This window comes from Aureitalea sp. L0-47, assembly GCF_026126405.1.
Lineage (GTDB): Bacteria > Bacteroidota > Bacteroidia > Flavobacteriales > Flavobacteriaceae > Pukyongia.
Genome location: NZ_JAFMTQ010000001.1, coordinates 446744 through 469445, shown reverse-complemented (window position 1 = coordinate 469445; position 22702 = coordinate 446744). Strand labels below are relative to the sequence as shown.

The 22702-nt window shown below is 41.9% G+C and carries 21 protein-coding genes; 9 read left to right on the top strand and 12 right to left on the bottom strand.

Going from position 1 to position 22702, the window contains the following annotated elements:
• The first annotated feature begins 30 nt into the window (after positions 1-30).
• A complete protein-coding gene (locus J1N09_RS02070; protein WP_265197752.1) occupies positions 31-1131 on the top strand; it encodes a DUF4407 domain-containing protein in 1101 nt (366 codons plus the stop codon).
• A 34-nt stretch (positions 1132-1165) separates the two neighbouring features.
• Positions 1166-2044 carry an aldose 1-epimerase gene (locus J1N09_RS02065; protein ID WP_265197750.1) on the top strand — a complete coding sequence of 293 codons (879 nt, stop codon included), beginning with the start codon at positions 1166-1168 and terminating at the stop codon, positions 2042-2044.
• On the opposite strand, the gene J1N09_RS02060 is transcribed toward J1N09_RS02065, so the two are convergent.
• Together J1N09_RS02060 and J1N09_RS02055 are read right to left on the bottom strand one after the other, a co-directional pair.
• The gene (locus J1N09_RS02060) at positions 2041-3054 is read right to left on the bottom strand and encodes a type I phosphomannose isomerase catalytic subunit (protein ID WP_265197748.1); all 1014 of its coding nucleotides are present in this window, start codon (positions 3052-3054) and stop codon (positions 2041-2043) included. The genes J1N09_RS02065 and J1N09_RS02060 overlap by 4 nt on opposite strands.
• Before the next feature lies 1 nt (position 3055).
• Positions 3056-3874 carry a dolichyl-phosphate beta-glucosyltransferase gene (locus J1N09_RS02055; RefSeq protein WP_265197747.1) on the bottom strand — a complete coding sequence of 273 codons (819 nt, stop codon included), beginning with the start codon at positions 3872-3874 and terminating at the stop codon, positions 3056-3058.
• 100 nt (positions 3875-3974) lie between these two features.
• Here J1N09_RS02055 and J1N09_RS02050 point away from each other — a divergent pair, with 100 nt between their 5' ends.
• The 3 genes from J1N09_RS02050 to J1N09_RS02040 are packed head-to-tail and all read left to right on the top strand — an operon-like array spanning position 3975 to position 9933.
• The gene (locus J1N09_RS02050; RefSeq protein ID WP_321160788.1) at positions 3975-7142 is read left to right on the top strand and encodes a hypothetical protein; all 3168 of its coding nucleotides are present in this window, start codon (positions 3975-3977) and stop codon (positions 7140-7142) included.
• A gap of 2 nt (positions 7143-7144) precedes the next feature.
• Positions 7145-8413 (top strand): hypothetical protein, encoded by a 1269-nt coding sequence (locus tag J1N09_RS02045; RefSeq protein WP_265197746.1) that lies wholly within the window; start codon positions 7145-7147, stop codon positions 8411-8413.
• On the top strand, positions 8410-9933 hold the full coding sequence (locus tag J1N09_RS02040) for a cellulase family glycosylhydrolase (RefSeq protein ID WP_265197744.1): 1524 nt from the start codon (positions 8410-8412) through the stop codon (positions 9931-9933). The genes J1N09_RS02045 and J1N09_RS02040 overlap by 4 nt, the downstream gene beginning before the upstream one ends.
• On the opposite strand, the gene J1N09_RS02035 is transcribed toward J1N09_RS02040, so the two are convergent.
• The 3 genes from J1N09_RS02035 to J1N09_RS02025 form a co-directional block, all read right to left on the bottom strand.
• Positions 9930-11132, bottom strand: coding sequence for a glycosyltransferase (locus tag J1N09_RS02035; RefSeq protein ID WP_265197741.1), 1203 nt, complete (start codon positions 11130-11132; stop codon positions 9930-9932). The two genes, J1N09_RS02040 and J1N09_RS02035, sit on opposite strands and share 4 nt — an antisense overlap.
• A 121-nt stretch (positions 11133-11253) precedes the next feature.
• Positions 11254-12498, bottom strand: a complete 1245-nt coding sequence (locus J1N09_RS02030) for a sugar isomerase (protein ID WP_265197740.1) — start codon at positions 12496-12498, stop codon at positions 11254-11256.
• Between the two features lie 10 nt (positions 12499-12508).
• Positions 12509-12802 (bottom strand): hypothetical protein, encoded by a 294-nt coding sequence (locus tag J1N09_RS02025; RefSeq protein WP_265197738.1) that lies wholly within the window; start codon positions 12800-12802, stop codon positions 12509-12511.
• Between the two features lie 448 nt (positions 12803-13250).
• On the opposite strand from J1N09_RS02025, the gene J1N09_RS02020 reads away from it, so the two are divergent.
• Complete coding sequence (locus J1N09_RS02020) at positions 13251-15290, top strand: tetratricopeptide repeat protein (RefSeq protein WP_265197737.1); 2040 nt, start codon at positions 13251-13253, stop codon at positions 15288-15290.
• On the opposite strand, the gene J1N09_RS02015 is transcribed toward J1N09_RS02020, so the two are convergent.
• The 5 genes from J1N09_RS02015 to J1N09_RS01995 are packed head-to-tail and all read right to left on the bottom strand — an operon-like array spanning position 15277 to position 19249.
• Entirely contained in the window at positions 15277-15993 is a 717-nt protein-coding gene (locus tag J1N09_RS02015) for a LytR/AlgR family response regulator transcription factor (protein WP_265197735.1), read from the bottom strand. The two genes, J1N09_RS02020 and J1N09_RS02015, sit on opposite strands and share 14 nt — an antisense overlap.
• Positions 15990-16313 carry an Hpt domain-containing protein gene (locus tag J1N09_RS02010; RefSeq protein ID WP_265197734.1) on the bottom strand — a complete coding sequence of 108 codons (324 nt, stop codon included), beginning with the start codon at positions 16311-16313 and terminating at the stop codon, positions 15990-15992. Before J1N09_RS02010 ends, J1N09_RS02015 begins: the two co-directional genes overlap by 4 nt.
• 1 nt (position 16314) lies before the next feature.
• Positions 16315-18297, bottom strand: coding sequence for a PAS domain-containing sensor histidine kinase (locus J1N09_RS02005; protein WP_265197733.1), 1983 nt, complete (start codon positions 18295-18297; stop codon positions 16315-16317).
• Positions 18284-18832, bottom strand: a complete 549-nt coding sequence (locus tag J1N09_RS02000) for a heme NO-binding domain-containing protein (protein WP_265197731.1) — start codon at positions 18830-18832, stop codon at positions 18284-18286. The genes J1N09_RS02005 and J1N09_RS02000 overlap by 14 nt, the downstream gene beginning before the upstream one ends.
• Positions 18833-19249 carry a response regulator gene (locus J1N09_RS01995; RefSeq protein WP_265197729.1) on the bottom strand — a complete coding sequence of 139 codons (417 nt, stop codon included), beginning with the start codon at positions 19247-19249 and terminating at the stop codon, positions 18833-18835.
• Positions 19250-19422: 173 nt separating this feature from the next.
• Between J1N09_RS01995 and J1N09_RS01990 the strand changes: the two genes are divergently transcribed.
• On the top strand, positions 19423-20118 hold the full coding sequence (locus J1N09_RS01990) for a peptidoglycan DD-metalloendopeptidase family protein (RefSeq protein ID WP_265197728.1): 696 nt from the start codon (positions 19423-19425) through the stop codon (positions 20116-20118).
• Here the strand turns inward: J1N09_RS01990 and J1N09_RS01985 are convergent.
• Both J1N09_RS01985 and J1N09_RS01980 read right to left on the bottom strand, forming a co-directional pair.
• Complete coding sequence (locus J1N09_RS01985) at positions 20113-21009, bottom strand: ATP-grasp domain-containing protein (RefSeq protein WP_265197726.1); 897 nt, start codon at positions 21007-21009, stop codon at positions 20113-20115. The genes J1N09_RS01990 and J1N09_RS01985 overlap by 6 nt on opposite strands.
• 58 nt (positions 21010-21067) lie before the next feature.
• The gene (locus tag J1N09_RS01980; protein WP_265197724.1) at positions 21068-21466 is read right to left on the bottom strand and encodes an RrF2 family transcriptional regulator; all 399 of its coding nucleotides are present in this window, start codon (positions 21464-21466) and stop codon (positions 21068-21070) included.
• A 135-nt stretch (positions 21467-21601) separates the two neighbouring features.
• On the opposite strand from J1N09_RS01980, the gene J1N09_RS01975 reads away from it, so the two are divergent.
• Entirely contained in the window at positions 21602-22114 is a 513-nt protein-coding gene (locus J1N09_RS01975) for a cytochrome c (RefSeq protein ID WP_265197722.1), read from the top strand.
• Between the two features lie 11 nt (positions 22115-22125).
• On the top strand, positions 22126-22701 hold the full coding sequence (locus J1N09_RS01970) for a fasciclin domain-containing protein (RefSeq protein ID WP_265197720.1): 576 nt from the start codon (positions 22126-22128) through the stop codon (positions 22699-22701).
• Position 22702 lies beyond the last annotated feature (1 nt).

Sequence of the window (22702 nt, the reverse complement as noted above, 5' to 3'; positions counted from 1 at the left end):
TTAGCACATCAATCAATAACGCAACTCATTATGCTACAACGCTTTTTCATCTTCTGCTCCGGAGCCGATACCGATATACTGGAACAATGCTCGCCGGGAGAACGCACGAAGTATGCAGGAATTGGGGCTACCGTTTTCTTCACAGCTGTGATGGCCATGATCGCCTCTTCCTATGCACTATACACTGTATTCGACAATTATTATACGGCTATATTCTTCGGACTCGTTTGGGGATTGCTGATCTTCAACCTGGATCGGTTTATTGTTTCAACCATTAAAAAGCGCGACAGTTTTTTCGACGAACTCGTTCAGGCTTCGCCTCGGATCGTTTTGGCCATTATCATTGCCATTGTCATTTCCAAACCTTTAGAGTTGAAGATATTCGAGAAGGAGATCGACCAGGTATTGCTGGAAGAAAAAAATACGATGACCCTTGAAAACAAGGATCAATTGGCATTACAGTATCAGCCTTCTATCGAAGCACTAAACACCGAGATCGAATCACTAAAACAAGAAGTGGTCGATAAGGAAACGGCCGTTAACCAGTATTACGAAACCTTTATTGCTGAAGCTGAAGGCAGGGAAGGAACACTACTGGTAGGTAAAGGACCTGTCTACAAGGAAAAACGTGATAAACACGATGCCGAACTGGCTGCACTTCAGGAATTGCGTACAGCCAATGCCGCTAAGATCGAAATAGCAGAAACGCAGGTAGCAGCATTGACAGAGCAGTACGAAACCAAAGTAGCGGAAACACAGCCTGTGATAGATGGTTTCGACGGACTAATGGCAAGAGTAAATGCCCTCAACAAGCTTCCGATCATTCCATCACTATTTATATTCTTGTTGTTCCTGGCTATTGAAACCTCGCCCATCCTGGCCAAACTACTTTCGCCTAAAGGTTCATACGACCTTAAACTCGCTGAGCAGGAAGGTGCGGTTGCCAGTTGGGTGGCCCAGCAAAAATCACAGCGTGATGTTCTGGTGACTACAGACAGGGATGTGAACAACCGTGTTTACGCAGACATTGCCGAGGAACAGGAGATCTACGATTACAAGCGTAAGATCGCCAGGGAACTTATGCAAATGCAGGCAGACGCTTTCTATAAAAAGCAAAAAAGCGTACTTTAGAATCCTCCGTAACTAAACTGCGGAAGATATTTTAGTGAACTGCAATTTTGTTGAATCCGAAATCCCTTACTATCATTTTACAGATGATGGTTTCTCATGCAAGATTGTTCCTTCATTCGGGGGAAGCATACAGGAATTGGTGGTAAACGAAAAGCCGATAATAAAAGGGGTTTCCATCGACAAGGATGGCTTTGAAGAATACAAGGAATTCTGTAATTCAGCTATCTTATTTCCTTTCCCAAACCGAATTGCGAATGGAGCGTATTATTTTGGAGATAAACAGTATCAGCTAGACCTGAATGATTCAAGGTATGGGAACTCCATACACGGTTTCGCTTATTGCCAAACCCCTGAAGTAATCTCCCATACCGATACTTCGCTCTTCCTTCGATTTACGCATTCTGAAAGTCCGGGCTACCCATTTCCATATGTACTTGAATTGGAATATACAATTGGTCCTCAAGGGCTGAATCTTAAGTTTACAGTAAAGAATACCGGTAAAGATCTGATGCCTTTCGGACTCGGATGGCATCCCTATTTTGTAACACCAGACCAGGAGAAATTCAGTCTGCATTTTGAAGCTGAAAAAAAATACCTGGTAAATGAAACTATGATCCCTGATCACTCCGCACCGGTGAACCATTCCAAGTTTAAGCTTTCAGGTTTAGAAGTTGACAATGCCTACCGACTTACAAATTCAGAAGTTATTCTAGAAGGACCGAATCGCGAATTGAAATTGTTTGTAACCGAAGAGGGTTATATTCAACTATACAATCCGATAGATAAGAAATCCTTCGCTGTAGAACCTATGTCGTGCATTCCGGATGCTTTCAACAATAAAATCGGACTTAAAACGCTAAGGCCTGGAGTAACATTTGAATGGAGTATAGAATTGGAAGTTAACATTACTTAAGCGGCTGCTTCCATGTATGCATGCATAGCTGGATCCACATACACCTCCAGGAGTCGTGCCTTTGGTCCATAGAATGCAGCTTCTGAACTATTAGCCGGCAACAGAACAGTCTCACCTGCCTGCAGGATCTCTGTGTGATTGTCAACCGTAATTGATGTTCTACCTTCTACGCACATATAAATTACGAATGAGTTCACTTCAGCAAGATCCCTTTTGTATTTAGAGTGAACGTCCACCATATTCGTAGTGAAAAATTCGTTCGATACGGTTTTGGTCATAGTGTTAGGGGATGCTTTATATGAAATTCTTTTTGTACTAGAAAAGTCCTTGATGGCCTCCTGAGCCAGATCAATATGTAAATCTCTTTTTTTTCCTTCGGAATCCTTGCGATTCCAATCGAAGATTCGATAAGTGATATCTGATGTCTGCTGAATTTCGGCAACCATAACCCCGGCGCCCAAAGCGTGTACCATACCTGCAGGAATCGAGTATATGTCCCCGTTTTGTACTTTTTCTCTCTTAAAGAATGAATCAACTGAGGTTGCATCAAACCCTGAAACTGGTAAGGCTGTATGCTCATCTCTCGATCCCATTATAACCGAGGCATCCTTTTCGTGGTCCATTACGTACCACATTTCCGTTTTACCATAGCCCCCGTGTCTTGATCTGGCCAGTTCGTCGTCCGGATGAACCTGTATGGATAGATCTTTGCTGGCATCAAGAAATTTTATGAGTAAGGGAAAATCCTGTCCGAACCGAGAATAATTCTCATCTCCTAGAAAGTCTGAAGTAAATCTCGACTGGAGCTCATTCAATGTCATTCCTTTGTAAGCACCGTTCATAACTGTCGATATATTTCCTTCCACTCCGGATATTTCCCAACTTTCACCTATCGGGCTATGGGAATTGCCCTTATTATATTCGTTGATAAGTTTTGTACCTCCCCATATCTTTTCTTTAAGAATAGGATTGAATTTTATTGGATATGATTTCATCGTAATTGTTTTCATATTAAGCGGCAATTGATAGTTGTGTTTTTCCAATCATTTCCTGTTCCAGTACGAACCCATCGCTGGGAGCGGCAACATTCAGCTTTTGAAAAAGCGAATAGGCCGTCCAAATCTTGAATAACCGCATCGGTATTAGGAGTGAATCTTTCATACCTAGTTTAGAATCTTCGACATGTACCCAGCGCATCAAAGGCTGTTCGAAAATATGATTCATTACTGCCTTCTTGCCGAGGTATTTCTTTAAACGAAGGAAGATCTCAACGTCGAACAACCATCTACTCTCGAATGCTTCACCGTATACTATGGGGACGATATTCTTTGAAAACACCTTTGCTCCACATTGGGTATCACGAATAGGTAAACCGAGAATCATCAGAATGAATTTTTTTATCATTTTAGACATGACATTTCTGAAGGCGTCTCGTTTTATACCATTCCCACCTGTGTTCCTCGATCCAAAAACTACGGATAATTGCTCATTCGAGTGTAGAGTTTTCACGAGATCCTTGAAATCCTTGAAATCGGTGGATAGATCGGCATCCATAAATCCAATACTTATTATATCCGATCGGTGATAAAGGTATCTTACGCCTGCACGTACGGCAGCTGCTTTTCCAACATTCCGTTTTACATCCACAACACTAATATTATGTGGTTGCTGTTGTTTCATACTGTGTAGTACTTTTAATGTGTTGTCTTTACTTCCATCATTCACAAAGCATAAATGATAATTGTAATTAGCTTTGATAAAAGAAACGAAAGCCTCTGTGTCAAGTCGTTTTTCTTCATTATAACAAGGGATAATAATTCCTGTTTTCATAAGATATATATTTGGGTTTGCAATAAATTTCGATACAAACGTATCCAGACCTGCGTCGAGAAAAGGAAGTTTTCGACGGCTGATGGGTTACTGTAGATGAATGCCACTTATCGACAGATGTACCATTCATCGAATCACCTATCTTTGGTATCGTAGAATTACAGCTTACAGAAAGTCTAACTTTGTGAAGATCAGATCGAATAAATATCTCGTAGTTGCCATCATACTGGCTTTGTTATTTCATGGTACAAGTATGTTCTTTACCATGGAACAGACCTATGATGCCTTGATCCACGTTTTCTTCGGAAGTCATTATGCAGAACACTGGTTCGACACTTGGAACGAGAGTTGGTATACTGGATTCACTGTCCTGGGTTATCCCCCACTTGTGCATCAGGCCATTGCGTTACTGTCGTTTATCGGAGGGTTGAAATTCGGGATGTTCACCTTAGTTATCATTGGCACCTTGTTATTTGTTACAGGGGTATACCGATATGCTCTATTGATCACTGCAAATAGAACCGTGGCTGGCTACGCTGCACTTATTTCGGTATTCTCTTCTTCTTTTGTGGAAACTTTGCATCTATTTGGACAGCTACCAAGCATTATTGGAATCTCAGTCCTTATGCATGCCTTACCAGAAATCTACCTATGGCTCAAAACCGGGCGCATTTGGCATCTGATCACTTCATTATCACTACTCGCCGTTACCGTGACATCCCACCATGTGACTCCTATCTTCGGGATGGTATTCTTCATCTTTCCTCTGATCGGAATGGTATTGATGGATAATTCGTTCGAGAAAGCCGGAACATGGAAGCAAGTAACGCTAAAGATCTTTGTTGGTAGATTCAGGAATCACTTTAAACGCATCTTGGTATTTGGTATAGGTGCACTGGTACTTATCGTGGTTTGTATACTTCCTTATTGGATAAATACAAAGAACAACCCTATTACCCAGGTGCCAATCCCCCATGGTTCAAGAGATAACTTCCTGGAGATAACTTCATCAGGTCTAGTCTTCTTTCTCATCCCCTGGGGTGTACTTCTAATCGTACTTCCTTATATCTTTTACAGGTATTTTAGCAAGCGCTATTTGTTCTTTGGACTCTCTTTCTCGTTGCTATTGTTGCTAGGTACCGGTGGAACTACTCCACTACCCAAGATGATTCTTGGTGACAATGCTTTTAATATACTCACCTTAGACCGCTTCACGCTTTGGGCAAGTATTATGGCACTACCCATTTTCGGAGAATTCTTATATAGATTCGCGGAAGGCGATTTGAAGCAATATCTTCAAAAAAAATACAGCCCGGTGTACCATAGATTAAGTGGAGCCATTCTGGCAGCCGTATTCCTGTTTATGACGGGATTTACAATGAGTCTTGGATATTTCAGGCCATCTCAACCGGAGCAAATCAATATGCAACCCCTGGTGAACTTTCTAAATCAGGATCAACATTATAAATGGAGGTATCTACCTTTAGGTTTTGGGGACCAGATGGCTTGGCTTTCTGCACAGACCAAAGCATCTACCATTGACGGAAACTACCATTCTGCTCGCAGGTTGCCGGAACTTACATCACGAGCAGTAGAACGATTGGAAAACTCCAAATTCCGAGGTGTTGAAGGACTGGGCTCCCTTCAGCAATTCCTGGCTGTTCCCGAAAAATACCATTTGAAATATATCTTCTCTAATGACAAGTTTTACGATCCTCTGCTTTATTTTTCGGGCTGGCACAGGCTACAACGACTAGAAAATGGGATCGTAGTTTGGGAAAAAGAAGGCGTTTCACCCCTGCCCTCCCGGGTAGCGCGAGATGATATTCCCGTTTACCAGGCCTTGATGTGGGGGACCATCCCACTTTTTACTGTATTCATTGTGCTTTTACTCAACCTTCGTTCCTTATGGCAACGAACACTTAAAACAAGACAAGCTGTTGCACCGTCCTATATGTCTTTTAAACTTGCTTTGGAATCGTATCCAAAGAAACTGCTACCGTTCTCAAGGTTCTGGACCTATGCACTTAGCGTGCTCATTATTTTTGGATGCATTCAGTTCTACCTTACCAATTCAGACCAAATCTCACCCGAAAACGCAGTTGAAGCCTATTATGATGCACTCGATTTTAAGGCATTCGAAAAGTCGTATAGCTTGTTGAATCCGAATTCAGATAAATCCCTCGATCAGTTCATGCTGGAAATATCTGTTTCAGATGGACTCCTTAGTTCTTATTCAAAATTGGATGCAATAACTACAAATCTTGCATCAGAGCAAGGCGACCGTGCAGTAGTGTCAACAAAACTCTCATGGGTAACTCCTTTAAAGAAGTTCGAACAACATATAGATCACTCACTGCAGCGCATCGAAGGCAAGTGGTACCTCGACCCTCTCGAATATGAGACTGATATCCCTGCCGATCAGCTGTTTACTACATCACAGACAACCTACTCAAACCATGGCAGACGAAGGATCTCATCGGAGCAAACCTACCATGAAGATGTATTGAAACAACCGCTTGTTAGTGTTTTAAATGCTAAGCTTGTTGCTTTAAATGATACATATCACATTGTTGGAGAGCTTCAAAACATGGACAATATTCCGGCAGATATCAGTATAAAGGCTACACTTTATTCAAGGAACAATAAAATACTCGCTTCCTTCAATGCACGAGACCTGATGAAACACAAACTCCTGCCAAAGGAGCGTACGGCGTTCAGGGTTGATTTCGAAGAATACTTATGGGATGAGGACACTTCCCCTCTTCCCGTAACCTTCGATCCCAGTCAGTTCACAAATGCCAGAATTGCAGATGCTCCAGCCACCTTTGAACTCCAGATCGAAGCAAATGTAGCCACCAAAGACCTGAGGGATTATATCGCGGTATCCGATCTCGTAATTTCTCAAGATTCCATTGAAGGGATATTGTACAACACAGGAAGTAAAGATGCTACTATTACGCAGCTACTCATCTCTCACCTGGATGAGAAGGGCAAAACCAGCTGGGTAGAGCAAAGATATATTTCGGAAAGTATACGGTCTCACAGAAAACAACGTTTCAGCCTGGATATCCATCCCGTGCAGACCACCTTGGTAAGCTCAGATATGAATAATGTTTTTGTAAATGGACACCCGAACACCCAGGTTTGGGACATATGGCTTTCAGATAGAGAATTTGCAAGTGATCAGAACTCCAATACCAAAAAGGATCGGGGAGCGAGTAAATACATGTTGAAGTTGAATTATTTTGTTGCAAATGCCTTATGAGGATGAGCATCGGAACATATACGGCAGCTTCTATCGTCATTAGCACCTGTATGGCGCTGGCGATTTTATCTTTCGCTCCGGAGGAGGATCTTAAAGTTCCTAGCGGGTTCTCTGATGAAAGAAGATACGAATTACTTCCTGGCAAGGTCGAATTCTTAGCAGGGGATTCCATCCGGATCGGATTTCACGAGACCGGCATCGAATCTATTCCTTCGAAAGGTAAAAATACAGATACCTTCCTTCTTTGGGTGAAAAGTTCATATGGATCAGTTCCCGTGGAACCTCAGACCGATAGTAATAACAGCTATTTCCAGCTACCATCCTTCTTATGTGAGACGGCAGGTGAGACCGAAGTATTACTTGTAGTAAATAATAAAATTACAGATCGAAAAATGATTCGCATCTTGCCGAAAGAAGATTCAGCAATTACCATGGAAAGCTATTTCGGCCCACCAAGCATCCAGGCAGGCACCGCTGATTTCGCTATGCTGGTCACTCTGCCAACGGATATGTACGACAATATGGTAAGCGATAGTACCATGGTAAATATTGGAAGCACCTTCCGCAGGGAAACGTCTATTTTTAATATCCCAATGAAGAACGGATACGCGTGGAAAGTCTTTCCTTCTACCACGACTACAGGCACCTATTTTGTGAACGCCTCTTTGTATGGTTTTGGCGCACGGGAAATGGAGAGTGAGGTACATCCTTCAAAGCCTGTAGATTTCACAATCTCTGCCAAAAGGGAACACGACTACGCCGACGGCAACCGGCTGGTTCGTTTATCTACCTCGGTGCTAAGGGACAACTACGGAAATGTGATCAGCGATGGCACCTTGGTTACTTTCGAGATCGAATCGGAACAAGGCAATATTTCAAAAACCTCCGGAACCACCATCAATGGGGTCTCAACAGCCCAGATACTTCATCCTGATCATCCAGACACCTGGTCTGTGAGGGCAAGGATTTCGGGTATTGCTGAAAGCGATAGCTTGAAGCTCGTCTTTACAAAAATTACTGAATCTATTCCCATTAATTATTACAAGCTGGAGGACAACATCGTAGTGGGACCTATTATAAGTTATATGGGACAATGGGTGTCGGATGGCACCGAAATATCCTTGTTCCTCAATGATAATTTAATACTTAGAAAAGGCAGTAAAGAAGGCATTGTTAATTTCAGTCTCTCTAAGCTGGGGCTTCCTTCAGAAAAGTTAACCTTTGAAGTGAGAGCTCTTGGAATCACTGAAACAATAGAGGTAGAACGATGAGAATATCCCGAAAAATCACATCCAGGATTCTCATAATCGCAGGGTTTGTTTTATTAAACGCTCTGCTGCTGCTCGGTATTGGTGAGATATATTCATTTCTGAATTCCGGTGCAAGTAAAAGCTCCATTTTTCACGGCGATCTTGAAGGTGCGATAGACTATCATCCCGAGATATCCTGGGACAGTCTGCAAGCAAAAGGCGGAACGCTTTCCTTGAATACCATCGATGATATTATCAACGATTACAAGATAGCGTGGTTCGTAAGAAACAACGCCTTGTTCACGGGAGATCAGAATGGTCTGGATGATATGTATACCGAGAATGCAAGAGAAAAATTAAAAGAACTGATTCGGTACAACTCGGAAATGGGAATTTCAATAGAATCAACTACGCTTTCTCACAATCTACAATTCGATCTCATCAGTGCGGACGGGAAGCTAGTTGCCTTTACGGATTTAGGAATGCGCTCCTATTCACGCCTTTGGAAGGATGGAAATATCCAAGCCGAGACAAATGAGTTGGCTAGTTATAAATTGGTGATGTTGCTGGAAGATGGTTTCTGGCGCATAAGGCATATGGAACGCTTCCAATCAGGTAAACCGATCACTTCTATATACAACTACCCTAAAGCAAAGCTTCCTGAACAATTAAACGGTATTAATTACTATCCACAGCAAACCCCTTGGAACACATTCGGAAAGGGATTTGACCCTACAATAATTCAGGAAGATTTCAGAAAGATCAAAGAGCTACGACTTAACGCCATTAGGGTCTTTGTCAATTACGAGGATTTCGGCAGTGCCAATGTGCTAACCGAAAAATTAGACAAACTTCAACAACTTCTTGACATTGCAACCGCAAATGAGCTGCATGTTATCGTTACTTTGTTCGATTTCTACGGTGATTATTCAGTAAGAGACTGGACCTCAACTCTAAAGCATGCGAATCAGTTGGTTTGCCGATTTAAAGATCATCCGGCTGTACTTAGCTGGGATGTAAAGAACGAACCGGACCTGGATTTTTCCAGCCGAGGTAAAAAAGAGGTGGTCGCCTGGCTTGAGCACATGTCCCATTACATCAAGGTACTGGATCCCGGGAGCAGCGTAACAATTGGATGGTCGAACCCCGAAGATGCTCTGTTACTCGAAGACGAGGTTGACTATTTATCATTTCATTTCTATCGGGATCTGGACGGTCTTCAGGAAGCAATCGACACTTTAAAAAGCAGAACTACCAAACCCCTTGTCCTACAGGAACTGGGGTTGTCTTCCGATTTTGGGTTGTGGAATATTTTTGGACATAATCAAAGTGAACAGGCCGAATATTATGACCAATTCTTATCCATCAACCAATATGATGGTATACATTTTCTTACCTGGACCTTATATGATTTCCATTCAAGTCCGAAAACAATTACGGGAGGATCACCGTGGAAAAATAGCAAGCAGTCAAATTTTGGACTTATTGATGTAAATGGTGATGAGAAGGAAGCCTTTGATGTGATCCGGGATCGTGATTAAGCTGCCATTCTTTCAGAAGAACCTCTTTCAACTATAATCTGAGTAAAGGTATCCATGTACATACTGGCGATGCGGCTCATTGGATAGGCAGTGGCAGCATGGAAGTTCGCGCGGGCGATTTCACAACGGTAGGAAGTGTCCGTGACTAAATTTACAATACCATTAGCCATGCTAAGTGGATTATCCGGCTCAAAGAATTCTCCTCTATACCCTTCATCTTCCACCAGTCTTGCAAGATCTCCGAGGTCGGGCATAACTACCGCTTTACCATAGCTCCCTGCCTGATGAAGTACTCCGGAACTTCCCGTAGTTGAAGTGTAGGGGAAGATCACAACAGTACTTTCATCAAATATCTTAGGAACATCTTCTTCCTCAACATAACCGGTAAAGGTTAGCATGGGAATGTCTTTGTATTTTTCTTTCACTGAATCGAGGTAACCAGGTGTGTTCGGATTATCGGTTCCTGCAATGACGATCTCCATTGGGATCCCGGTTTGATTCCTGGCAATGATACCTGCTTCAATCATAGTTTCAACTTTTTTATAGGTCCCAAATTTTCCAAAGGTCATTAGTTTAACCGGGCGATCTTGCATCTCGAAATCGGGAGATCCCGGGATCTCAAAGGTCCCGTGAGGTATGAGTTCTATATTATTGACAAGGTAGTTTGACTGAAGCATAGTCACGTAATCCTTTATGGTTACAGCTACCTTGTCTGCTTTCAACACTACTTTAGTGAGGGCTCTTCCAATAGCGTTCAGAATACGCGTTTTTACAGGGTTATTTGAAAACCCAGCACTGTTTAGGTCTACAGCCTCCAGTATATTGTGTATGAGAACAACGGTAGGTATACCCGATAGTTTTGTAAGCCATGGCAGAAACAATCCCAGTGCAGCAGGAATTTTTCGGTCTCCGAATTTCATAAACTGGAGGTTGTATAAAACTGTATCCGGTCTCATACTGCGAATTGCTTTGCCGATAGTAAGAATATTGCGCATACTATTAAATTTCCAACATTGCACAACGCGTACCGTGCAACCATTGTCCTTAAGATGGATCTTTGCTTCGTCTTCAGGAACATCCGTGAAGAGGATTATTTCTTTTACGTCTGCATGTTGTCTCATATGCTTAACCAGGTGAAAAGCATACTCATTCAGTGTTACTTTACTAGGAGGAAATGAAGTTACGATACCTATTCTCATGATAGTTGTTTATTAATTATTTAACTAGGGCAAATATGGAAATTCTTCGGACTGATTTCGGCTTAATTTCGTTCGGCCGATCACAATTGTAGACCAATGGAAAGTTAGTGCCGTTAAACTGTTAATCGCTCGATTTAGAAAATATTCGAAAATGAAGAAATTGCAGGACCAAAAGGACAAACATGGCAATCACCTGCATCTGAAGTACTTCAAAGAGAGTTTCATGCCATATCACAATGAGAGCGACTTGAATCATACCCATTATAGTTGCCAGGATTATGGGCAAGTAACGATCCAAAGACAGAAAATAATAGGCGAAGACATTAGATATGGCAAATAACCCGGTAGCAACCGCGTACCATCCTAATAATGGGGCAATCTGTACATACTCTGAACCAAATAGCACATTCACCGAGAAGGTTGGAAACAGGAATGTGAACACAACAATCAATGAACATAACAAGACGATGTACTTCAGATATTTAAGCATTAACGGACGTGTAGCTTCTCCTGCTTTTCTGGCTTTTACCACTTTCGGAAGCAATAGCATCACAAACATCCATGTGACGTAATAGACGAGACGTCCTATAAGGGCCAATGAAGCATATAGGCCAGCCTGATAACTCTCGAAATAATGTTTAACAAGAAGTATATCACTATTATTACAAATAATCAATGTTCCTTCGTATAGAGACGAAACTAATAAGAACCGAAGTACCAATTTCTTTTGGAAACCGGCAGTCTGAAGATTCTGATTCACTACCCGTTTTAACTTCTTAAATGGAAAGACCCCGGCGATCATGGACAGAGCAATGCCAATAGCAACTCCTGTTGAGGATTTCACACCAAAGATGAATAGCAATAGGAATGTAATAATGAGGCGGGAAATCATTTCCCATTGATAGGTCAACGTCAGTTGAATAAAACTACAATCTCCCTGGTGAACACCCCGGTTAACACTCATGGCAAAATACAGGGGTACCGCGGCTCCAAATATAAGGAACATGGCCTTGGATTCGGTTCGGAATAATTGGTGTAGCTCTGCGGCGAAAAGCATGATCACAACACCCATAATTACACCAATAGAAAGGGACAAACGATACATCCACTTTTGAAAAAGATCCCTGGATTCTCCTGACAACTCCACTACGAATTTTGCCGTGGTTAGCTGGAAAGTCATTGCCACAAATGATAGAACAAGCAATAAGGTGACCAGTAATGCAGCATCCGCAAATTGAGTGGGACCCAAATATCTCCCTAATAGAAGATTGTAGGCATAGTTTCCAACATTGACAAACAGACCTCCGAGCATAAAAATTTGCTCGGGGCCCAATTGTCTGGGGATACTGCGGAGAATTGAATACATAAGTAGGGGGTTAAGCTGCGTTTAGTAATTGCGAATCCAATACCTGGAAAGGACCCATGATTTTTTTATTACCGCTAGTTGTTAGGCGGAATGATCTGTTAGTGCGATAGGCTTCTTTTTTAAGATCCTGAAGCATGATCCCTGCTGATAGATCCAGGTCGTCCAAGCCACCCAGATCGATCATTAAATATTCATATTGCTTCAACTTAATTTTGAAGAAATTTCGAACTTCATGTACCTGATCGGAACACAACCTGCCGTGCAGGACATAGACATTATTCGTATGAGTTATTTGAAGTGCCATATAAAGAGTCTATACAAGTTTTAAATTTGATTCTAAAGAGGTCCTGTGTACCACTTTAAGATGTGTATTGGTCGGATTTCTTCCCTCTTTATAAGCGATCCTCAAAAGGCTTTCGTTTGAATGCATAAATATTTCCATCTGTTTTAATTTTCAATTTCACTGCAAATATCAATTTCCGTTTCAGAAGATCTAAGTGAAAATCGACGAATAAGAAGTTACTGTAGACGAATGGTATGAAAGGTGATTCTAACGTCATAATGAAGGTGGGTAGAGTCAATCCCCGGGAATAAGCAGTTAACCTCGATCATTTTCTATCCCTGCTACTTCAAAAAAAGCTAGGGCAATTACATGATTCCTTGCGAACTACCATTTTGCTTCGATGAATGGTCGAAAACTGTCGATTGATTCGAACCCGTTCACTTGTAACTTGCATCCAGAAAGAAAAGTCATGAATCTAAGATTTCTAATTATTGCATTTCTATTTCAATGTGCGTCAATTGCCCAGGATATGAACAGTGGATTTGTTCTTCTCGAAACCGGGCGATTTAGCGATGCAGAATCGTATTTTGAAGATGTACTTACCCAACATCCTGGTAATAAAACCGCGCGACTTTGCTATGGACGTGCTGTAGGATTGAATGGAAGACCCGGAAAAGCTAAGCGCATATTCGACAAACTGCTCTTAAAGGAACCCAATGACCTAGAACTAAAATTAAATTATGCAGAGTCATTACTATGGAACAAGGAATTCTTCAGGGCTTTAAAATATTACGAAACACTGATGAAAGATTATCCAGAGCATCCCACAATACTACTCGGATATGCCAACACCCTCTCCAATCTGAAGAAGTACGAAGAAGCTCTTGAATACATCAACATGCTTATCGCGTCCGACTCCGTAAATACAAGTGCAAGAATTAGCAGAAAATTTATTCGGTTAGGCCTCGCTGGCTCACATGCTAATAATGGACGCTACACGGATGCAGAAAATTTGCTTCAAAGCAACCTTGAAGAATTTAACCTAGATCCGGAAACTCAATTGGGTCTGGCGGATCTTTATTTACAGACCAACGATCTCTCCAAAGCCGAAATCGTGTATACTCAAATTTCGGATTCGGTGGTTTCTTACACAGGGTTATCGCTAGTGGAGCATAGGCGTAACAATAATAAGAAGGCCCTTCAATGGGCTGCCAAAGCCAAGAATTACACCAAGGATATTCAGGATGAAGAACCTAAGCTCAAAGCACAGGAACGATTTATTCAGGCACTCCTTTGGAATAAATCATTTAGAAAAGCCACTTCAGAATTGGATTCCCTGGAAAGAACCTACCCAGATGATAAAATTATCATGAACCTTAAAGCCTCAATCGGTCTGTACACGGGAGACTTCAGAAAAAGCATCGATATCTATAGGTCGGTCCTTAAAGAGGATAGCCTTTCCTTTGATGCGAATTTGGGACTAGCGAACGCATACAGGGCCAATGGTAACCTTGAACTCGCGCGACGGCAACTACTCAATACCCTGAATATATATGTCAATCAGAAGGACGCGATCGCCTTATTGCAACAACTTGAGCAAGAACTTCAACCTACAGCCAATAGTTCCTTCTCGTATTCAAGTGATAACGGAAATAATATCGCGACAAATTTAAACAGCTCCATAAGGCTTCCGATATCATTCAAAACACATTTCAACTTCGCCTACAGCCACCGATCGACAGAAAACTCACTTAGCGGAATGAGAGCAGGCTATGATCAGTTTTCGGTTGGTTCTGCATTCCGAATCCGCAATAATACATGGGTTAAAGGAAACATTGGCTTGTTAAATGCCAATACATCTACGTCCGATTACACGAATTGGATCGGCTCTGTCTTTCTGGAATCCAGACCGCTACCAAAACAATTCTTAAGATTGGGTTACACCAGGGAACTTCAGAATTTCAATGCGGCACTGGTGGCCGAAAAGATCTTAATGAGTCATTATATGCTCAACTATAACCTATCGACAAATTTTGGTTTAGGATGGTTTACCTCATATACATATACTGCTCAAACCGATGCCAATACCCGAAACCTGCTTTTTACCTCCCTATATTACCAGGTCACTGATCGACCACTTATTAAGACAGGCTTGAACTTTCAGTACATCAGTTTCAAAGAACAACGCCCCGAACTGTATTTCAGTCCGTACTCCTACCAGGCTACTGAGATTTTCGCAGAAATGAGTCGACAGTCTGATAAGTGGTCCTTTGCATTCAAGGGAGCCGCAGGCCTACAGTTCGTTGAAAGCCAGGAAGCCACTTCAACCTACAGGCTGGATGCCGCAGTTAACTTTTCACTCGGGAAGGATTTTACGCTCGGTGCATTCGGGAAGTACAGCAACATCGCTTCGGCGGTTGCAACTGGTTTTGAATATACTGAAATGGGAGTACGGTTACGTTGGAATCCTATTAAGAATGTATCTAAACGATTAGTTACAGGAGATTAAGTCGCCTCATTAATTCGGGGCGATTGGACCTGCTAATCGGGATCACGTCTTTCGCGATAAGAACACTATTGTCCTCGATATCAATGATCTTTTTAAAGTTGATTATGTAAGACCTGTGTACTTTCAGGAACAAGGAATCCGGTAATTTTTCCTGAATCTTCTTAAGGGTTGAATGAACTGTATAATTACTGTCTTCGGTTTTAATAAATATGTAATCCCCTTTGGCTTCAATAAGATAAATCTTTTCGAAATCGATCTTTATTAATCGCCTGTCGATGTTCACATAAAGTTCCTTTTCCTGAGATGAAGACGCATCCTCCGCTTTAGAACTTTGTCCGGTAATGTTCAAGCGTAAAGCGGCTTCCGCCTTTTGCACAGCTTTGAGAAATCGCGGTAGGGTTAACGGTTTTACCATATAATCTACAATGCAATCGTATTCGAAGGCATCAACGGCATAATTCTTATCGGATGTTGTGAGTACTACCTTGGGCGGGTTATTAATGGTATCGATGAAGTCGAATCCAGTGAAATCCGGCATGTGGATATCCAGGAATATCAAATCAACGTCGTTCTTGTTCAGAAATTTTATTCCTTCAATCGCGTTAGGGAAAGACTCAAGGATCTCAAGATCTGGCACTTGTTCACACAAATGCTCTAATATGGCCCGAGCAGCCGCTTCATCATCAATTATAATACACTTCATAGGTTTAGTTCATTTACGAATCGCGACATCAATTGCAGAACGTCTTTAAAAGATTGTTCGAGTCTGGTCTGGCTTTTTTTTAGGTCTTCTTCATACTTGACTGCCAGATCGTATGCCCACGTCATGCCTAAAATACTAATTTTGTGCTTAAGTTTATGGACCGATTGAGCAGCAGAAAGGAAATCACCCTCCTTCAATTGGCTCTCGTAGGTGTCTATCTCCTTAGGAAGTTCGGTTTTAATAATCCGAATCAGTTCCTTTTCAAAGGCGGTTTCCCCAGCCGATAAGGCCTTGATGTAATCCAAATTGGGATGTTCCATACTAAGGTTTTGGTAATGTAAAATAGAAGGTCGTTCCTTTTGTGGGCTCACTTTCCACCCAGATAGTTCCACCATAGAGCTCAATAATCCGTTTCACGATCGAAAGTCCAATACCGGTTGAAGATTCATCATTATCGAGTCGCTGGAACATACCAAAGATTTTATCCAGGTACGCTTCTTTAATCCCAATTCCGTTGTCCCTCACACAAAACTGGTACATACCTTTTTGGATTTGGTAGTCAATTTCAACAACTCCCTTCTCCTTATCATTATACCGAATGGCATTACTCAATAAATTCTGGAATAATTGCTGCATCCGAGTCTCGTCTGCTATCACCTTTGGGAGCTTCTTTTTTATTGAGACCTCGATATGATCGGGGACATGGATCAAAGAGATAAGTTGCCGGACAATCTCATCCAAATTTACTCGGGACACTTTATCATCCTCCGAAGTAACACTGGAATACAGGAGTACATTGGAAATCAATTTTTCCATTTTTTCCAGCGTTTGCTCTATAAGCTCCAGGTAGGACAGTGATTCTTTCGAGAATTCGCCTTCATTCTCCTCCCTCAGCCAACTTGTCAAGGCGTAGAGACTCCGTAGTGGTGATTTCAGGTCATGGCTCACCACATGAGCGTATTCTTCAAGTTCTTTATTACTTTTGGCTAATTTCTTTACGAGACTCTCTTTTTGAAGTTCGAGTTCCTTGAGTTCAGTTATGTCCAAATGTATCCCGATGGATCCAATTAGTTCACCATTGATATTGTAATTTGGGGCTCCACTAATAAGCCAGTATCGCTGTTCACCATTCCCTGTGATCACCTGGATCTCGTAAGAATCAGCGGTCCCTTTAGATCGTTCGCTGTTCTTTTTCCAGATCTTTTCTTTCTCATTTTTATCAAGTAGAAGGTCACTGGCTTTTTTACCCAAGAGATCGGCTTCCGAATAGCCACTCATTTCAATGAAGCGCTGATTGACCATCTGAACAACATCATCATTGTCTACCTCCAAAAGTCCAAGATTCATATTTGCGATGATCCCGGAGTATTTCTGACGTTGCGCATCTATGCTCTTCCGATACTTTCGCTTTAATGTAATATCACGATAAGTCCAGAGATGGCCCTTATAAACTTCATCTATAAAAATTGGGATGTAATCCCGTTCCAGAATTCGACCTTCATCCATTACCAATTCTTCACCCAGAACGGTTTTTCGATTTGCCAGTAGCTCATCGATACTAAGAACAAAAGATTTTGGATCCTTGAATAAATGTTTGCTCTGCTCTGCTGCGTTTTCACAGTTCTGCCCAATAAGGGCTTCTGGAGGAGCCGGTATTTTGAATAGATCGCAAAACTGTTGATTGGTAAGGGCAATATTTCGATTTTCGTCCTCAAGCAAAACCCCACTATCCAGGTTGGCGATAAGTTTAGATAGTCGGGACTCCGATTCCATCAATTTTTCATGTTCCCGGCGAGCTAAGGTAATATCGCGAACAATTCCCTGGGCACCTATGGGTTTGTCCGCCTTATCGAAGATCATACTTGCGTTTATATGCACCAATTTGATGTGCCCTGATACAGTTTTTATTCGAATCTCTGCGTCAGTGATCGATCCATCCTGGACCAGGACTGCGAAGTAATGTGATACTTTTTCAGCATCCTCAGGATGCACCATAGAATTAAGATTCAAAGGTTCTTGTACAAGTGAATGTTCCAGCAATTCTTCAGCCGGGTTGTTCATCTTGAGTACATTACCCTCGAGGTCCATAACTACATAGGCATCTACAATATTCTCGAATACCCCCTGTAGTTCGGATGTTTGGCGCGAAACAAGCTGCTCAAGCTTGTCGTTTGCTACCTTTAATTCGGTAGTGCGCTGAAATAGTTCTGCCGATTTAGACTCGAGTATTCGTTCAGCTTGTTTCCTAGCAGCACGTTCCCGTTCTACCGATCGCTTGAGTATTTCGATTTCATTGGACTGCATGGCTTAGAATAGAATATCGAACTTCAGTTCCCTCTTCGTTCAATTTCTGCATTTCGATATTGTAGGTTGTGTTGAAATGGGCAAATGTTTCCTGCATAAGACCGAGGCCAAGGCTATACAAGGCTCTGCTGGACTTATACAGTAAAACAAGTTTGTCTTCCGTGCGTTCGAGAACCTCGAATGTAGGAAGTTCCGCATCAGGGTAGATCTTCCGAACTTCGATATGAATATGATTCTCTATGGAGGCGAGGAGATCCAATGGGTTCTTATAGCTTTCTATAAGTTCTGGATAACTTTTCCGGAGTGCACTAAATAAATGTTCTCCGTACACAAGAAGAAGGTCGTCCGGAGCGATATCCGTATTGTTGCTAAGATGTGTTACTAACTGAAGCATTTCACCGAAATCGTAAGTGCCAACCGATGTGTATACTCCTCCGGATTCAAGCTCCGATTGCGAAATAATTTTATCTACCATTTCGATCCCAAATTTGGTCTCTACCAGGTCCAGGAACTCTGTAAATATTATACCCTTCATTTAGTTACTTATTAATTCATTAACGCTCCAGTACTGCAAGGTACAATCTATTTTTTTTAAATAATCTTCATATTTCAGAGGTTTCAAAATATAGCCCGCTATCCCAACCTCATAACAAGCCAATAAATCGGTCCGGTTCTCTGAAGTTGTAAGAATTACAGTTGGAATATAACGTAATTTGGCGTCTTCCTTTAAGATTTTGAGGAATTCAATCCCGTTGATTTTTGGCATATTTAGATCGAGTAAAATGATATCGGGCAGAACATTCCCCGAGGTTAGTTGCTGTAACGCATCTTCCCCATTTTTGGCTTCAACCACTTTATGAGTATGTCCCAGTTGCTTAATGCTTCGCTTCAACTTCATAACCTCGATCTGGTCATCTTCGATCAATAATACTGTTAACGATTTTAGTTTCAAAATTGGCTTGTTTTATTTACAAAAATGCCATTATTTTTACGGAATAACGATTACCAAGAGCTGCCCGACGCTTTTCTTTCGATTAATAGCACTTATGTGTAGACGAATGGAAGTTTTAGTTCGGCAAATAGTAAAGAATACCACAGCGCATATTGCAATCTACAAAAATGAATATGATAGTATCCCCTAAAAAGATATCACTAGATATTGTATTCCCAACTTTATCTTTTGACAGAGTCGTAGCGCCCAACATGAGTATTTCGGGAGGTTTCTTCGAAGATGACCCCGACCATGAAGATCTTGAAAAAGCATCAAAACGTCTCGAACTATTTCAGAAAGAAAACCACGGAGCACTACTAGCCAATGGTTATCTGGAACAACGTGCCTTCTACAACACCCCTGCATTCGAACGCACGGTCAATGGAACCACCGAATACCGGAACATTCACCTGGGTACAGACTTCTGGATCCCGGCAGGAACACCAGTTCATGCACCTTTCGATGGAAAAGTGGTTATTTCACATAACAACGATATTCACAAGGACTACGGTCCGACTCTGGTACTGAAACACGAGCTGGATTTGGGCGCGTTCTATACGCTTTACGGGCATTTGAGTGGTTCCTCCCTGTCACTTTCACCTGCAAATAGCGAAGTGAAGAAAGGAGAGCAGATCGGCTTTATTGGTGATGAAAATGAAAACGGACATTGGGTGCCGCATCTGCATTTTCAGTTGATCACGGACCTTCTGGGGAATACCGAGAATTTTAATGGGGTTGCTTTTCCTTCGGAATTGGACAGATGGACGAAATTATGTCCGAATCCCGACCTGATTTTCGAAGAATACTTACCCTCGGCTAAGGAACTATGATTCCAGCCTTCGTTTGATCCCTTCAGCAAAAGGAACAGCGGCAGGCGGGTGATTCCTGATCCACAATTCGGGTTCGATGATCTCTAGCTCCGAAAGCAAATGATTCCCCGCCTCATCCCAAACGATATCTGCTCGCCCATAGGCAGGTAATTCGTCGCATGCGGCAAAGACCGAATTGGCAAATTCTATTTCCGACTTAGTTGGGGTATAGGGATGCACTGTACCGCCAAAATCGTCCTGCACCCTGAAGTCGCCTGGCTTGGCCTTCTTTAGAATGGCATGTGTATACTCACCGTTGAAAACCATCAAAGAAGCCTCTCCCCTGTCTGGAATAGTTGAGATAAAAGGTTGTACAAGCATATCTCTTTCGGAAACCAGTTTTTTGAACAGTGTTTCCCTGGTAGGAATCTCTTCTTTGGTGATCTTGTAGGTATGAAAGGCGGCTCCCGAGACTGCCGGTTTGATCACGATGTGTTTCCAACCGGTTTCCGCACAAACGTTTACCAGCGACCGATAGGAGCCTGAATCTACAAACACAGTGGGTACAATATCGATCCCATTACCCTTCAAGTCTCTTAAATAATGCTTGTCTATATTCCATTCTACAAGGTTTAAGGAATTGATCAGCTTTGTTTTTGAATTTACTTTCACAAGCCACTCCCTGAACTCATCGATACGCTCAAAATAGTCCCACACCGTTCTGAACACCACGGCCCTCGTCTGCGACCAGTTGTAATCGGGGTTGTCCCAATAGGTTCGCTCTACAGTTAGACCGCATTGTTCAAGAGCGTCTTTCAGGAGGTTAGACTCATCCAGGATATTCCGGATGTAAGGTGTAATTTTCTTCGGAAGATAATAGCGCCTATCGGTAAGAATGGTTACATCCGTCATGGTGAAGGAAAATTAAACACGAATGTAATGCGCTTTTACGAATTTGGAAACATTGGAACTAAGATTTCAGGTCTTTGATCTTTATTTCAAAATATGCCCTGTGCAATGCTTCTTTCTGTTTAGCAATAAGGTGATGAATGCAACAGGGATTAATATCATCACAATTTTCCAGGTTCAGGGCACATTGTTTTAACCTGTCCTTACCTTCCACTTCAACAATTACATTCAAAATCGAATGTTCCATCTGTTCATCGGTGATGTAAAACCCCCCTCCAGGACCTTTGGTAGAGGATATCAGGTTCTTAGAAGACAACTGCTGAAGCAACTTGGATAAAAAGGGTTTTGGCACGTCAATTTCACCTGCAATATCCTTTACAGACTGCTTGGATGAGCCGGACGCATTATTGACTAAGTATCGCACCGCTTTAACGGCATATTTGGACGAATTAGCTAACATTCCTTAAATGATATTCAGAGGAAACAAATATAGATAATTATAAAAAGATAAAATTATCTTTTTATATGATAATTGTCATTTTTTCTCAGCCTCCCAGGGAATACTTTTGAGCTTTAAAATCAAACACAATCTAATATGAAACTACCTATTAAACTACTGTTACTCTTTTTTGCAGCCTTACTACTTAGTTGTGGGGGCAAGGAAGAAAAAAAAGACGATAAAATTAAGTTAAGCAGCACTAAGAAGGAGGTGCAAAAAGAACCCGAGAAGTCCGGTTCGGCCTCCGACGAAGTACCGGCTTCGGAGCGAATCACACTGGACAATAAAGGTGTAGGAGAGGTTAAGGACCTCCCTCTAGATCCGGAAATCAACCAGGAAATGGCAGCACGAGGTGCAGAAATATTTAAAACTAACTGTACCGCCTGCCATAAAACTGACAAGCGCTTTATTGGTCCTTCTCCCAAGGGTATCATGGAACGAAGAAGTCCGGAATGGATCATGAACATGATACTAGACCCACAGTTAATGGTAGAACAGGATCGCTGCGCCAAAGACCTTCTTGTAGAATTCAATGGGGCGGCTATGGCGAATCAGAGCATGACATTTGAACAGGCCAGAGACATACTAGAATATTTCAGAACCTTATAGCAAAATATATTATGAAAACAACTAATCTTAACATTGCACTAGGTGCTTGTTTTGCTCTATTATTATTTTTCGGATGTCAGAACGAGACCAAAAAAGATTCTACTGAGACAAATACAACCACAACTTCGGAAATTAAAGAGCAAGGACAGGCCTTTATCGAGGACGATGAGTCGGTGCCTAATGTATTACAAATTGCCATTGGTTCGCCAGATCATACCACCCTGGTTGCGGCTGTACAGGCTGCTGACCTTGAGAATGCTTTGGTGAATGCAGGACCATTAATGGTTTTTGCTCCTACCAATGCAGCTTTCGATGCCCTTCCAGAGGGCACAGTTGAAAACCTTTTGAAACCTGAAAATAAAGAGACACTAGCTAAGATCCTAAAGCATCACGTAACTCCCGGTAATTATTCAAAGGATTTTCTCAAAAAGTTCAAAAAACTTGGTCAGGCAAGTGACCTGAATACCACCGTTGAAGTTAAAGATGGTGACGTATATGTAGGAGGAGCAAAAATTGTAGCAAGCGTACCTGCCGGTAATGGTATAGTGCATGTCGTTGATGCAGTGATCTTGCCACCGTCTAATTAAC